This is a genomic window from Paenibacillus sp. sgz302115, from assembly GCF_056120445.1.
Genome location: NZ_JBVYOK010000006.1, coordinates 57,497 through 71,415, shown reverse-complemented (window position 1 = coordinate 71,415; position 13,919 = coordinate 57,497). Strand labels below are relative to the sequence as shown.

The following is a 13,919-nucleotide window of genomic DNA, read 5'->3' as shown; positions in this document are numbered from 1 at the left end:
TTCCCCTTTGCAAAATATTGAATCCCCCCTAAATTCCGTCCAGTACCTCGCGTATAAAACATCAGGAAGCGTTACACTGAAAATCCGCTGATTAGGAGGAATTGCATAGTGATCCCACAACCGAAATTTATCTCCCTTGGAGGTGGAATATGAGCCTTCAAACGTACCGGGTAACCTATACCATCGACGGAACAGAGATTATAGTTTTCGAATTTTCCAGTGCCGCCAGCCTTATGGAGAATGCTATTGAGGAAGCTATGAATAAAATTAGCATTGATCAGCTCAGCCACACACAAATCGAGGACGTGGTTGGATTCAGCATTCTTCGTCTCCCCCCACTACAATAAACTGTTTTGGTCTTATGCTCATTTATGTAAAAGTACAGCAATATACGACAGCTATCGACATTTTGCAAGTGGTATATTTATCTAATCAAGGTTAAAAAAGCATGACTATAGGTTTATATACGAACTCATGTTCGTATAATATAATAGGTATACGAACAGATTTTTTGATACGTTATACCTAATTTTCAATAGTTGTTGATAGTGAATATACAAGCAATCAACTCGGGAGGAAGCAGAACTAACATGGGGACTGAAACACTGGACGAGCTTTACGCACTGGGGGAAATGGACGTCTTTTTTCAGAAAAGCAAGGAAAAAGTGGAGAAGCGGGTACACGGAATGCGCCTAGCTGGCACCGATGGTGAGGATGTAGTGCAGGAAGCGTTGATCAAGGTATACCGGTATCTTCCTAAATATGACAGCAGCAAGGCTAAAGTGTCGACTTACCTGGACCGTATCATAACAAGCGCCATCCGGGATTGTCTGAAAAAAGCTGGAGCAAGATCCAACTTACAGGTGGTTAATGCTATTCCCTTGGCTATTTTCGATGGTGTCGATGATACACAGGTTACCTACGAAGCAGGGTCAGAGGATTTGGGCTATGAAAATGCTGAGTTGATGATGGATATTATGGACCATCTGGGACTGACAGAACGCGAAAAAGAAATATTCCGGCTGCGGGTGTCGGGATATGAATTCAAAGAAATTGCACAGGTATTCAACATCAGCCGCGGACGAATGTCTCAAATATGGAGCAATATCACGACAAAGTGTGCTGTGGTCATTTGAATTTCTTTAATACTCTCCCTAAATTAACATCCCTTCCTCACGTATATAGTGATTGGAAGGGATTTTTTATTTTTATATAGGAGGCTGTTATGAGAACTATTAAGGAAAACGTCAAGCTGCTTGTATCGCTCATGCCTTCCCTGATCGAAAGAGAGAATGAGCTCCTGCATGCTTACTGGGTAATGTTCGACGAATTGAAGCATCCGCGGGATATGATTCAAGCGACTCCTGCCGGCTCCATCACACGCAGATTGCGTGAGCTGCAAAATGAGCACAATCCAAATGAAAGGAATGAACTTGTATGAGCAGACAAATCTACACCCACACCATCACTGAAGAAGAGGTTATCTCTCTTGCCGGCAAATATATTTCTGTGCCTCAGAATACCCACACGGGACCGGACGGAGAATCCGTAAATGCCTGGTTTGCAGGTCAGATCGCAGGTTACGAGAAAGCTGTCATTTCTTTTGACTATGTGACCGGAGAATTTCTGAATAAGCCCCTTGTGTATATCAATCTGCTTATGACAGACGGCGCAGGCTGGGTACTCTCCAGAGAAGAGCTGGAAATTCAAATCATCACCAAAGAAGAATTCGACAATATCCTCGCAGAGCACCTGGCTAATCAAGTCGTTGAAGAAGCCTAAACCCATTCGAAAGGCGTGACCACCATGAAGCTATTCTCCAAACACTCCGTAACATCAACACAAACAGAAATTGCCCCCGCAGTAAAAACAGATCTGGACCAAATTGATGACGCCCGCAAGGTAGTAGCGGATGCTCTTAGTCTATTCACCTTCGCCTCTGAAGAGCTTACTAGAGCAAATGGAGCCCTTGCAGCGCTAATAGTCCGCAAAGAAGAAGAGTATAGCGAGATCGAAGCCACCATCAAGGCAGCGAAGCAAGACTTATTTGCCAACGGCAAGCTCAAAGTGCGTTTGGATGAATTTAATCCTAACAGCAGATAAGCTCCGAATAATCCCCCCTCAAAATCCTCCTTCCACGAAAATATTCATATTATATGAGGTGTCCCCACTTGAGCAGCTACCCCGAACATATCCGCAATAACCTGGAACGAGATAAGAACTTTTACTCCTTAAATAATATGTCCAACATTGACCTTGCCAAAAGAGATTCGGATTTCCTGGGTGATCTTTTAATTCTACATGAGACCTTAATCTGGCACAGCGTTCACAAATACATCGGCAAGCCTGAGAAGCTTGTTCAGAACTATTGCGTGGAAAAAGATGATATCATTCAACTCGGCCGTCTGGGATTTATAAAGGCAGTCCTGGCTTTTGACACAGAACGAGGGGTGAAATTCTCTTCTTACGCAGTACCCTCTATTGTTCGCGAAGTCCGCTGCTATCTCCGAGACAACGCCCCGATTATACGCCCTACCCGAACCGCCCATGAATTAATGAATCAAATTAACAGCTTGACCGGCAACGGCTCCGAAGAGGAATCTGTCGAGCTTCTGGCAAAAATTTTGAAGAAACCCGAGGAACAGATCAAAAAAGCTATGGTTATTGGATCGAGAGTGAAGTATTTGCAGGAAAAGGTAGCCGATCGCTCCAGTATAGACTCGGACCCTACTTATATGGACTTTCTTACCAGTAGCGACAATACTGAAGAAGAGGCCACCGACAGCAGCTATGTCAAAGACGTAGTAGCCTCAATTCAGGAACAACTTTCCGAGCTGGAGCTGCGGGTTCTTCAGCATCGTATCGCCGGTTTAAACCAGACTCAGACAGCAGAAATAGAAAATATTTCTCAAATGCGTGCCGGGAGAATTATGAAAAAAGTAGCGGAGCTGCTGCTGGATTCTAAATTAAGTGTCACTCTTCTCGACCTGGATACACTGGAAGTATTGAACAACTACATTGACCGTTCCTCTTCGGGCAGGAAACAAGAAAATAAGAAATAACTGAGCATGCTATTATCCCAACAAAAAAACCGAGAGAATTTCTGCTCGGTTTTTTGCTTTTTATTTGGAAGCAAGCTCCTATGATCTGCCTGTGATAATCCCTATTTGTTTTAACAAGCCATTGATATAGTTGGAGCCTCGTGAAGCAAGAATACCGCATAGAACGATAGATACATAATGTCCGGGCCCGGTAAGGTTGAATAGATCCGCCTCGAAGACAAAAGCCAGGACCACACCGACAACAATGGACAAAAGATAGGTTTGCTTATCCCGAATCGGAAACGCCTGTTTCAGAATCTCAGTTAATGCTTCGGATAAAAAAGCTACTAATGCCATTACAGCGAATATGTTCATGCCTTATTTTTCACCTCCCGTATCTAAGAATTATCAGGGTCTTGCAGAAGCCACATCCCTCACTTGATGCCCCGGTTTAGAATTGCGGTGTTGATGAACAACAGCTCAGAAACCGTAAGTTTCTTTGCGGCAGCCTTGTCGATCCATGTAGAATCCGTGATAAGCTTTTTATCATAAAGCTCTTTGAGCTGATTAGTGAGTATCGTCCATTGATTCACTGACAAGTTCAAGTCCTCTTCCTCCTCTTGTGGTTCCAGTCGGCTGTGTACCATCCGCTTAAAGCGTTCAAATTCACTCGGGTTCTTGACCCACGGGAGCGGGCAATCCTTCCAGCCGACAACCCCTTTATGGGTAAAAATCACTTCAGGGAAGCCTTCATGCTGAATAAGGTAAACTACCATGTCCACGGCATTGTTGAAGGTATCCTCATGAATTGATCCATCCGCTTCAATACACATCTCGATGCCCACTGTAGAATTGTTCGGGTACGAGCCAAGCTTCGCCAGAGCCTCCGCAAGGTAAGGCTGCTTGCTGCCGCAGTGGTAGCCCATCTCGTCAAAAGGCAAGGACTGGACAATAGTTGCACGGTCGATCTGAATGTGCGCGCTGGCGTAACGGTCGGCCGTTCCGTAATCAGGCTTCTGATCCTTTAGACTGATAAAATAGTTGCCGATTGCCCGTGCAGAAGCACCAGGATCAGCCGTATAATGCATGACGATACCCCGCTTGGCCACAAGCTTCTTCCCTGGACGCGAGAATGGATTGACCGGTATTAGCTGCTGCTGGATCGCTAACAAATTAATCACCTCCTTCGCGTTGGTTGAGACGTTTCTCCAGCTCTTCAATTCTGGCAGTCGCCTTGATATAATCGAGCTCCAGCGTTGTATATTTCTCTTTCCAGTTCCGCAGCTCGTCCTCCAGATGCAGGCTGCGGTCACGCCAGATTTTCATCTCATCACGCAGAGACTTAATCTCTTCTCTCAGCTCGTCCCGAATCTGTTTCTGCTCCTGGGAGAGCTGCTGGCGGTCGCTGAGCGTGAGGTCCTTCCGGTTATTGAACTTAGTCACAGCTACACTGCCGAGCGCGGTAACAAGCACGCCCGCCAGAGCTACTAGCGCATTAACGTCCATGCTTTTGCTCCCCCACTTTCACGTAAGCCCATGAAGATAATAATGCATAGTTCAGGTAAGCGCCCCACCCGGTAGAAGCGGGATTCCCTGCAAACAGCAGCGAGCTGACAAAGAACCATACAAAGGTTGACGCCAGCAGCGCAGCTCTCCTGATGTGATAATTCTGCCCGAGCATACCGGCCAGCGTTACCGCCGAGAGAATCAGCATGACCCATCCCCATGTATTTTCGGGCAGAGTGTTTAAGAATTTGGCGTAGACAGCACTGGTACCAAATGTGTCTAGCGGTATAAGTAGCAGTAGCCCCCAGAAGCCTGCTATGAAGGCCAGAGACGACTCCACAGGCTTACACCGGTGAATGAACTTACTGAGCTGCTTATGCAACGGCTCCACTCCTTTGATCTTCTAGTATGATTAGGATAGGCCGAATGGAGAGAATGCTCTCATAAATAAAGCAGTCCATTCTAAGCAAGAACGGACTGCTTCATTTATTTCAACTCCAAAGCCTCAATGATGATGTGAAAATCTATAGCTGCGCCTGTGCTCAGGGTATTTTTTAGTGCAACATGGATACTTCTTGTTCCGTCTCCATCTACATACGGAATATCTACAAGATCATAAATACCGTCAGTTGTATTACCGGTACTGTACTCCGTTGTATTGGTATAGACGACTTCTTTCATGTCACTGATTACTGCCGCCGCACTTCGAGTGATTGTCAGTTCACAACTGGAAGATGCACCTATCGGGATCACTTTGACTGTCTTGAGCAGCAGTTTGTCCTTGCCAGAGTAGAAGGATTTCCGGACTGTACTCCCAGGACCAACTGCGTTTACCTTGAAATCAAGGTCTATCAGCTTCATCCCGCCACCTGCCGTCTTCTGATATTGCAATAAGAAAAAATCTCCGTTCACTGCACTCAGCTCCTTTTTGGCAGGAACTCTAGAGGATACTTCCGGGGCCGTTTGGTATTTGCACTCCCCGATCCGCTGAGCGAAATCCCCTTTAGCTCCTTCGCTTCCTGCTGGCGTGAATCCATGATGATATATTGCGGGATAAACTGTGCGTACGTTCTGGGACCGTTTTTATATTCACTGGTTGATCCTTTTGCATGAAGCGTGGTACGAAATATATCGTTGAAAATCAGGTTTTGTGCGGGGACGATTTTGTTTGGGGCGCTTCCAACATAGCAATTGGCGCTCACCCCGCCGAGGGTTGCAGATGGCCGTGATGAGCGATTAAAAATCAGATTCTGCGGTACTGCAACATCATACGAAAGTGTGAGCGGCAGAGGATTACTCTGACTTCCGTCCAGCTCCGGGCGCACCTGGACTTGTCCTACCTGAAAGACATCCATCAGGCCAGACAAACAGCAACTGTTGTACTTGGAAGGAAGCTGCTGCCGTTTGTGGTGAGCTGTAGAACCTTGTATTCTTTACCATTCATCGTTATTTTATCTCCCGCAGTTACACCTGAGTAATGCAGCGCCAATATATCCAGCAGTTCTCCTCTTGCGCCCTCGTACATATTCGCGAGTATAACAGGATTGCCATTGTATAATGTCCCCCAGCCCGGATTCAATGGAACAATGACACTTCTTCCCTGATAGATGTTGTAGTATTGCTGCGCAGTGATGTCCTGTAGACAGCAGAATCCATTATCCCCCTGGTAGGATACGCCAATGCCTTGAGCCATCGAATTAATCTCAGGACTGTAGCGTTTAAAAAGACCCGCGTAAGCAACCATACTGACATTGTTGTTGGCGTAAGGATCCCCCTTTACACAGAGGATGATTCTGTCTTTGGTAACGGATAAATCATACTCACAAAGTAGATTGGTATCCACAGCAGCCGAAAAAACAACGACATTCCGCTCGTTTTTCGTAGAGCTGACTGTACCATCCTCGCTAATCAGGTCGGTTACTGTCAGTACGAGTTGATTCCCTGTTGCTGATTTGGAGTTACCCGCATCCAATTTAACAAAAAGATTATCCGTGCCGCTTACCCCTGTAGAGGTCAGAGAGATCGCTGATGCCGCTTCATTAACAGGAGTCCATAAAGCAGCAGCAGATGAGCTTTTTAAGTGACTGACAAGAGCATCGTAAAGCTGGTTGATTCTAACTTTTCCAAAGAATGCAGGCATAGTTCTCCTCCTTAATTAATTTTGAACAGCAAAATACGCTGGCCGTTGTTGGGAAGGACCGGAGAATCGAAGAATTTGGGGAGAGCGCTCATTGATACCCCGGAACCGTTATACCAACTGGAATAAGCTGCTTTATTGATGTTCGCAGCAGTACTAACATGGACTACATAGTACTCATCGTCCCCAACATTCATTATGGAGCCGTCTGGATAAGAGGATAGGGAGGATGGCTTTAACACAGCGGTACGCATGCCATAAAATTCGCCACGGACACCTTCATTGTAGTTGTAGACATAGAATGGAGAAACAAAGACAACTCCTCCTACCCCCGGAGATAATTGCTGAGACTGCGGCATGAAGCTGTAATACTGGTACGCTTCTTTTGCACGGGAATACTTGACCACACCCCGTCCAAAATTTAGGTAGTTCGGAAAGTTTGTCTGATAACTACTATTCACCCCTACAGGAACTTGAGGGAAGTATCCGTAGAAATCATCGGCTACGGCCGGATCTTCTGTCTCAAAGGCCTTGCAGCGGCCAAGGTACAAACGGATGGGGTAGTGCACATTGAGATAGGTAATGGGCTCAGAGAGAATCATCACGTATTCTTTGTGAGATATTAATACTATTTTTTGAGATCCCGATATATTCGACTGATTCGTTCCGCTGAAACAACCAAGCCCAGCATCGAGATAATGCCCTCCCCAGCCCCCAAAATTCGGAGCATTGGGTAAGGCAAGTGCCGTAGTATTAGTAAAGCAATCAGGCTTGGGAGTTGCGTTCTTGAACAAACCAAACCGGAGAGATGAAGGGTAGCTCGTATTTTGTGTACACACTCCTACTGTAATCACCATATTGGGATCATTTTTGTTAGTAAAAACGGTACCCCCGTGGGTAACTCCGTATCCCAGTCCACTCCCTGCCAAGAATTGAACAGACCAAAAAGGGTCATCGGCTAGCGCGGTACTAATTCCTTGCATGAGGTTTGAAAGGGCTATTGAAGGAATGTCATATCTCCGAATGTTTGACATTGGCATTGTGGTTCACCTCCTAGACTTTAAATAACATCACTCTTGTGCCTAGCGGAACGGCCACGGAATCAAAAAAGTTATATCCGTACTGACCGACAATGTGAGTGGCTGTAGCACTTTGGGGCCACCAACTGGTCGCATTAATATCGCAGTGAAGTACGTAATACCGGACACCATCAATATCTATGACTGAACCATCCGGGAAGAATTGTGTGCTTCGCAACACAGCTGTATTCACGTCCCAGAAAGTGCCACGAACGCCCTCTTGAGCATTGCCCAGTAAAAAAGGAGACATAATAATCCGTCCACCCGGCCCGGGAGATAGTACCTGTGAGCTTCCCACAAAGTCGTACTCTCCATATAGCTGGTTTGACCGGTTCTTCTTGACTACGCCACGGCTAACTACATATCCAGTTGTACTAGAAAACTCCACAGAAGCAGTATCAGCCACTCCTAGAGGAACATGCCCAAACACGCCATAGAACTCACTCCCATAGCTGCTGTCCTCAGCCTCAAAGGCTTTGCAACGCCCCAGATATAGACGAACAGGAACATCTGAATCGTTGTAGGTTATTGGCGTAGTCATAACAAAAATACATTCTTTCTGTGTGATCACATCCATTCGGGATAACGCACCAGTAGCTGTATTTTTAGGAGAACCAGGAATTTGAAGCTGCAAAGCCATGTCATACTGACTGCTCTTTCCACTCTCTGTATAACAATCAAGAGATGGCGTTGCACCTTGTTTTTTAAGGCCAAATCGCAAGGCAGCTCCATAGTTTATACTCCAGTCCAACCCTACTAAAAACTCCATATTGGTATCTGCTTTGTTCGTTAGCTTAATTACTCCATGCGTCGCGCCAGTAACTCCGTTAGTCGTTGTTAGGCTTGTTATAGTCCAGAATGGATCGTTAGCAAGCAGACTCCCCAGTTGATTCACGAATTGCTGCCTGGTATAACTTGCTAGCGTATAGCGCCGGATAGCACTTAAATCGTAGGACACTTTTCCCCCTCCTCCTAGACGCCAAAGCGTATCTGCATTTGATAGGCCGTCTCTTCCTCTACCAAGGTTCCAAACGTAAAAGCTATAGCCTCCGCATTTGCTTCAAGGTCATCAGCCAAATAACTGAAGGAAGCCGCAAACATTGATCCTGTATTTGGAAACAGAATTTGGCTGTTCAGTCCAAACATCAGGATTTCGAACTCCTGACGGGTCAATATTTTGTTTACTGCAGGTTCTGAGGATACTTCCTCTTCAACTGGGGCATTATGGCCATAAAATAGACCCAATAGCTTACTGAAAATACGCCGGTAGTTACTCTTCAAGGTGTAAATATTAAGTTCATCTTGTGCCACAGACATAGCAGTTGTAGCAGACTGATCCACGATCATCCCTCCATTTTGGTGATATCTACGCCAGTTAAGTTACCGTCCAGATTATAGAAAAAGGTCTTTACCACTGTGATGCCAGCCTTGTTGACCGTTTCCGTCTCCAGAAGGCCTTCTTGGTTATAGGTGTACGTGGTAGTTTTCAGGATATTGCGGGGGGTTTGTTTATCGTAGACTGTTTCTTTGGAGATGTTTTCACCGGCATACTCATACTCCACGCTAACATCTATCATTTCGGAGAGGTAAGCCAGTCCTGCCTGAAGAGTGCTAAGTGTCCCACCGTTTAATAAGGCAATCAATTAGGCACCTCCGATCGGACTGTTAAGGCCATTATTTTAGTTTTGAAAGTTGTCGTTAGTGCTCCGGTATTCTTGATCCGGCAATGCAGCTTTGAGGTGTCGTCTCCGTCGATATACAGCATATCAATGTTGTCGTAAATTCCCTCTTGGGGATCACCAGTGCTAAAGGTCGTATCATTTTGGTAGAGTTCTTCAGCCTGAGCCTCTGAACTGCTGCTTAGGATCGTTAGCTCAACATCACAGGCGTTCTCCTGAGGAACTACCCTCACAGTCTTTATATTTAGGTTTCGTGCATTAAAGGGAATTGAAACGATCTGTGCCTTACCACTCTCCAGTCTTGATTCAAACTCGATAGTAAGGGGCTTGTTATCATACGTCAGCATCATCCACACCTCATTCACTTACTTCACTCCCTTCGTTAGAGGGATATGCGGATTCGGGAACCGGCGGTACTTTTTCTGTTTTGAGCTGCCACCCAGAACAACTCCCGGCAGTCCCGGCCTTTGAATGGCATTATAAATCAGGAGGGGCTGATAGAGAGGAATAGCACGTTGGTGAATGTCGGCAGCCCGCTCTGTCAAACCTTTGGGAATGGCGGGAGTTCCTATAGACAATTGAGTGGAGTTAAGGACTAGCAGAGGTTGGTATAAAAGGAAATTACGTTTGAGGATGTTCACAGTATGCTCAGTCAGTCCTACAAGGGCATTGGAAGTGCTAAGAGGTAATTTATTGCCAATTAGCGGAGGTAAACATACCTTAGTTTCTTTCGTGTACATCCGGGCTCCAGCCCGGCCTTGTATTGCTTTACCGTCAAATGAAGGCAAGGTCAATCACCCCTATCCCATGTATACGGCAACTTTTGGGCCAGCGAAGTTATTATAACCAGTCCCGGCAGGCTGAGGGCTCAGCGCATATACTGTGTAGGCTTTTCCCCCGACATTCACAATGTCCCCCTGACCGACTCCGATAGGTGGAATATGGTAAATATCAGGAAGCTCTCCGCGTGCCCCGTCTACTGCATTAGCCAACACTTGAGGAAATACATTATAATCTCCTCCAGGGCCCGGGTTTGCAGGAACCAGTGTGGAATATGACTTGTAAAGAGAGCTCGCTGTGCCTCCTGATGAATCTTTTATCGCCCGGAAGCCATCTTCTGGAGATTTATAACTTATGCCAATAGAAAAGCCATTGGTTACCGAAGTTTCCGGTTTGTAGGGAGCAATAAGTCCGGCAAAAGCCATTACAGATAGTCCCGTTGTAGAATTGGCATCCCCTGCGACCCAAAGAAAAATCCGGTCTGCCAGCACAGACATATGATAGTCAATAAGAGCGTTAGTATCCACAGCAGCGGTATGAAACTGAATTATTCGGCTTACTGCTATAGAGGGGGAAGGAACAGTGCCATCCGTAGAGGACATGTTGTCTGATATCGTCATTCTCACAGTATTTCCCGTGGCGCTCTTGCTGGTATCCGGTTCAATTTTCAAGTACATCTTTTCATTGCCGGAAGTGCCAGCAGATTTCACTACAAGCATAGTGGCACTCTCAAACACTACAGTCCAGGAGCCATCGCTAATGCTTTTGAAATTCGCCACCAAAAAGCTGAATAGTAAATTGATTTTGATCTTTTTGCTGAAAAAAGCCATATTATCACCGCCTCCCTTTATATTTTGACGAGGATCGCCCGCTGGGGTTTATCGCTATTGGTATGAAGAACCGCAGTATCAAAGAAATACCATCTGCCATGGGTCGTTATACTTGACTGTGCTCCTGAGGGCTGGTAGCTCTGAGGAGGAATCTGATCTACAACATGAAATATATAGTACTTATCATTTCCAACCGAAAGCACCGAACCATCCGGATAGGCAGTTCCATCCCTAAAGCACACGGTGTACATATCAAAAAATTCACCCCGAACACCCTCGGCATTATCATAAATATAAAAAGGAGAGATGAAAAAGCGTCCTCCAGCACCTGGGGATACAAGCTGGCTGTTAGTTGTAAAATTATAGATGTAGTTCTTTGTACCGTTCCTTGATCTCCTTACAAATCCCCGGCCTACATTTTTGGCTCCATTGGCATAGGCTGTGTTATCAGAAACGTTGTAACCAACAGGGAAGTGAGTGAACAGCCCTACAAAATCATTTGCAATAAGGGGGTCCTCTGTTTCATACGGCTTTAATCTGCCCGCATATAGACGTAACGGATACTGGTCGGCTGTCCCGTCACCCTCACCGTTTATATAAATAAAATTATTGGTGGTAAGAACAGTAAGTTGATAGGAACTATTGTTTACATTCGATACATTTAAAGGAGTGGATGCATAAACACCTGGATACTGAGCATCCCTGACAATATCGGCAACAATAGTCCCTGCTTCGGATTCATAAAAACCACATTGTATAAAATGATTAGAGTAAGTGTTGACGTTAAGCATAAAGTACAAGGAAGAATCCATCTTATTCTTAAAAATCATACTTCCACGATTTATACTACTAAAAGGCTTAGGCACAACATCAGAGTATGAAACTGACCAGTAAGGGTCGTCTGCCATAGCGGCTGCAATCGTGCTCGCAAGGTTGAAAATAGATACCTTGCCTAAATTATATCTATTGGGTGCTCCCATTGTTTCACTCCTTACAATTTTCTTGATATCACACGTACAACGTTAAAAGAAGCATCATACTGAAACGTTTTTCGGATGGTGACATTCCCCTGGCTCACACTTTCTGTCAGAACCCGGCCGCCTTCATAAGTGTAAGCCACTTCCTTCAATAGGGACGGCTCACTGCCAGTACTGTATGTCCGCTCCGTTTTTATGGATTGGTCTTCGTTGTATTCATACTTAATATCTACATCCACTGATTCTGAGGGAGACTCCGCATCTCCACCCCCAACACCAAGACAGATGAAGATTATCCGCTGATCCACAGGAATACTGTCGTTAAACTTGATCCTGGTCGTGCTTATTTCGTGATAATCCTCTTGTGAGGACATTAGAATACCTTCCGCGAACACAAGTAATGAATTATTTCCAACGGTGTACGCGGGGACTGTAAAATCTGTCTGTGGAGAGGTTCGGGTTCCTGGAGCTGACTCATAGCGGTACTTCAGGCCTCCGTAGCCTCCCTTGCCTCCTCCACCGCCGCCAGTTGAGTTCTCCTGAATATAAATTAATCGGGCATCCAAGCTGTTGAAATCTTTGCGTGCGGCATCAAGCTCCGAAAGGGCGGTATCAATCTCAGCATGTGTGTGAGTACCTTTATTCAGCAACTGGTTATGGTCTGTAACTTTGCTATTAATTCCGGTACGCGTAAAGCGAACGGCCAACTTATTCACCCCCACCCGCCTGTTCTTTTATATACGAGCTACTGCTTAGTTAATATAGGTTGAGATCATATTTATCCCAAAATTAACATCAGAGATCCCCTTCGAGGCCATAGAATCGGTAATCCGGCGCACTCGTAGCCAGAATGGAGTAACTGTACCTGCAGCAATTGAAGGATAATCAAGAACAGCATATTTCACAGCGGGTTCCCCGTTAATATCCCGGTACAGATCCGCAAGCTTCATATCCGCCGGGGTCCCGTCCGGCCAGGTAATGTTGATTTTCACACTCTTGATTGTCCCGCTGGTCATATTGTTGCGGATCAATATTCGGAAATCCTTATAGTCCTGTGTTGTAGACTGCACGTACCCTAAGAATTTCTCCATATTTTCGATTAAGGGCAGTTCATTGCCATTCCCTTCAACGAGGTACAAATCAGCGTTAGGTTCAAAATTATATTCGTCACCTCCCCAAATCTCCTGTACTTCAGTACTGGTAAAGGTGTTATTCTCAGGCAGCCTGACAATGAAGTTCCCGGTAAAGGGTAGCTGCACCCCCGATACGTCCAGTTCTGTCTCAGACATTCCAGTACGGCAAATGGCGGAGGAGACAACTTTTCCCGCCTGAACCAGCTCCACATGACTGCCTTCTATGAGTCCAGTAACCTTTATCTTTGTTGAGCTAAATATCCGAATTTCCTCCACATCCATGCTCTCTTCGCCCGTCAGATAAAGGCCAACCTTAGGCGCTGCCACGTCAAACTGATCCGTACCTTCTATTTTCCAGTTCGCACCTTCCTCAGACCAATAAGCACTATATGCGTTATAGCTGCGTATCAGCCGAATCCACGGATAGGATCGGGCTGTGCCTTCAACTTCATCGTAGTACTCCTCCATATCAATCCGGTCCTCGGCCGTTCCGAACACAGTAAGCCCACCCAGATTATTTTTGGCGGATGGATTGTATAGATTCTTTAAATCAATCACAAACTCTTCAGTCGTAGTCAGCGGAGAAAAGAATGCGAACAGAGGATCAACACCCGACTTTAACCGCAGTGCATTCCCAAGCAATTCATAACGTGATGCGTCGTTCGGGGATATCTCCCATCTCCCATCTAAGGACACCGCCTCGAACGTATCCCGGTAAATCAATCCGCTCTTCTTGAGCGCCACGACACCCATAACA

General features: G+C 45.8%; 21 protein-coding genes. 6 read left to right on the top strand and 15 right to left on the bottom strand.

Annotation, left to right across the window (positions count from 1 at the left end; translation table 11 throughout):
• Positions 1-149: 149 nt before the first annotated feature.
• From AC0LWN_RS13880 to AC0LWN_RS13855, 6 genes are all read left to right on the top strand, one after another.
• On the top strand, positions 150-347 hold the full coding sequence (locus AC0LWN_RS13880) for a hypothetical protein (protein ID WP_474666204.1): 198 nt from the start codon (positions 150-152) through the stop codon (positions 345-347).
• 243 nt (positions 348-590) lie between these two features.
• Complete coding sequence (locus AC0LWN_RS13875) at positions 591-1,136, top strand: sigma-70 family RNA polymerase sigma factor (RefSeq protein ID WP_474666202.1); 546 nt, start codon at positions 591-593, stop codon at positions 1,134-1,136.
• Between the two features lie 89 nt (positions 1,137-1,225).
• Complete coding sequence (locus AC0LWN_RS13870; protein WP_474666201.1) at positions 1,226-1,441, top strand: hypothetical protein; 216 nt, start codon at positions 1,226-1,228, stop codon at positions 1,439-1,441.
• Entirely contained in the window at positions 1,438-1,782 is a 345-nt protein-coding gene (locus AC0LWN_RS13865; RefSeq protein WP_474666199.1) for a hypothetical protein, read from the top strand. Before AC0LWN_RS13870 ends, AC0LWN_RS13865 begins: the two co-directional genes overlap by 4 nt.
• Positions 1,783-1,806: 24 nt before the next feature.
• Positions 1,807-2,103, top strand: a complete 297-nt coding sequence (locus AC0LWN_RS13860; protein WP_474666197.1) for a hypothetical protein — start codon at positions 1,807-1,809, stop codon at positions 2,101-2,103.
• Between the two features lie 68 nt (positions 2,104-2,171).
• On the top strand, positions 2,172-3,062 hold the full coding sequence (locus AC0LWN_RS13855) for a sigma-70 family RNA polymerase sigma factor (protein ID WP_474666195.1): 891 nt from the start codon (positions 2,172-2,174) through the stop codon (positions 3,060-3,062).
• A 78-nt stretch (positions 3,063-3,140) separates the two neighbouring features.
• Here the strand turns inward: AC0LWN_RS13855 and AC0LWN_RS13850 are convergent, their stop codons facing one another.
• From AC0LWN_RS13850 to AC0LWN_RS13780, 15 genes are all read right to left on the bottom strand, one after another.
• Positions 3,141-3,416 (bottom strand): hypothetical protein, encoded by a 276-nt coding sequence (locus tag AC0LWN_RS13850; protein ID WP_474666193.1) that lies wholly within the window; start codon positions 3,414-3,416, stop codon positions 3,141-3,143.
• Between the two features lie 59 nt (positions 3,417-3,475).
• Positions 3,476-4,213 (bottom strand): peptidoglycan recognition protein family protein, encoded by a 738-nt coding sequence (locus tag AC0LWN_RS13845; RefSeq protein ID WP_474666191.1) that lies wholly within the window; start codon positions 4,211-4,213, stop codon positions 3,476-3,478.
• Between the two features lies 1 nt (position 4,214).
• Positions 4,215-4,547 (bottom strand): hypothetical protein, encoded by a 333-nt coding sequence (locus tag AC0LWN_RS13840; protein WP_074083714.1) that lies wholly within the window; start codon positions 4,545-4,547, stop codon positions 4,215-4,217.
• Positions 4,537-4,929, bottom strand: a complete 393-nt coding sequence (locus tag AC0LWN_RS13835; RefSeq protein WP_474666189.1) for a hypothetical protein — start codon at positions 4,927-4,929, stop codon at positions 4,537-4,539. The genes AC0LWN_RS13840 and AC0LWN_RS13835 overlap by 11 nt, the downstream gene beginning before the upstream one ends.
• Positions 4,930-5,033: 104 nt before the next feature.
• Positions 5,034-5,459 (bottom strand): hypothetical protein, encoded by a 426-nt coding sequence (locus AC0LWN_RS13830; RefSeq protein WP_474666187.1) that lies wholly within the window; start codon positions 5,457-5,459, stop codon positions 5,034-5,036.
• A 442-nt stretch (positions 5,460-5,901) separates the two neighbouring features.
• A complete protein-coding gene (locus tag AC0LWN_RS13825) occupies positions 5,902-6,687 on the bottom strand; it encodes a hypothetical protein (RefSeq protein ID WP_474666185.1) in 786 nt (261 codons plus the stop codon).
• Positions 6,688-6,698: 11 nt separating this feature from the next.
• Positions 6,699-7,724 (bottom strand): hypothetical protein, encoded by a 1,026-nt coding sequence (locus tag AC0LWN_RS13820; RefSeq protein ID WP_474666183.1) that lies wholly within the window; start codon positions 7,722-7,724, stop codon positions 6,699-6,701.
• 13 nt (positions 7,725-7,737) lie between these two features.
• Positions 7,738-8,721: a hypothetical protein gene (locus AC0LWN_RS13815; protein ID WP_474666181.1), complete on the bottom strand. Its 984-nt coding sequence runs from the start codon at positions 8,719-8,721 to the stop codon at positions 7,738-7,740.
• Between the two features lie 14 nt (positions 8,722-8,735).
• The gene (locus AC0LWN_RS13810) at positions 8,736-9,104 is read right to left on the bottom strand and encodes a hypothetical protein (protein ID WP_474666179.1); all 369 of its coding nucleotides are present in this window, start codon (positions 9,102-9,104) and stop codon (positions 8,736-8,738) included.
• 2 nt (positions 9,105-9,106) lie between these two features.
• Positions 9,107-9,406 carry a hypothetical protein gene (locus AC0LWN_RS13805; RefSeq protein ID WP_474666177.1) on the bottom strand — a complete coding sequence of 100 codons (300 nt, stop codon included), beginning with the start codon at positions 9,404-9,406 and terminating at the stop codon, positions 9,107-9,109.
• Positions 9,403-9,807: a hypothetical protein gene (locus AC0LWN_RS13800; RefSeq protein WP_474666175.1), complete on the bottom strand. Its 405-nt coding sequence runs from the start codon at positions 9,805-9,807 to the stop codon at positions 9,403-9,405. The genes AC0LWN_RS13805 and AC0LWN_RS13800 overlap by 4 nt, the downstream gene beginning before the upstream one ends.
• A gap of 435 nt (positions 9,808-10,242) precedes the next feature.
• The gene (locus AC0LWN_RS13795) at positions 10,243-11,052 is read right to left on the bottom strand and encodes a hypothetical protein (RefSeq protein WP_474666173.1); all 810 of its coding nucleotides are present in this window, start codon (positions 11,050-11,052) and stop codon (positions 10,243-10,245) included.
• Positions 11,053-11,069: 17 nt separating this feature from the next.
• On the bottom strand, positions 11,070-12,032 hold the full coding sequence (locus AC0LWN_RS13790; protein WP_474666171.1) for a hypothetical protein: 963 nt from the start codon (positions 12,030-12,032) through the stop codon (positions 11,070-11,072).
• A gap of 11 nt (positions 12,033-12,043) precedes the next feature.
• Complete coding sequence (locus AC0LWN_RS13785) at positions 12,044-12,745, bottom strand: hypothetical protein (RefSeq protein ID WP_474666169.1); 702 nt, start codon at positions 12,743-12,745, stop codon at positions 12,044-12,046.
• A gap of 36 nt (positions 12,746-12,781) precedes the next feature.
• The gene (locus tag AC0LWN_RS13780) at positions 12,782-13,915 is read right to left on the bottom strand and encodes a hypothetical protein (protein WP_474666167.1); all 1,134 of its coding nucleotides are present in this window, start codon (positions 13,913-13,915) and stop codon (positions 12,782-12,784) included.
• Between the last annotated feature and the right edge of the window lie 4 nt (positions 13,916-13,919).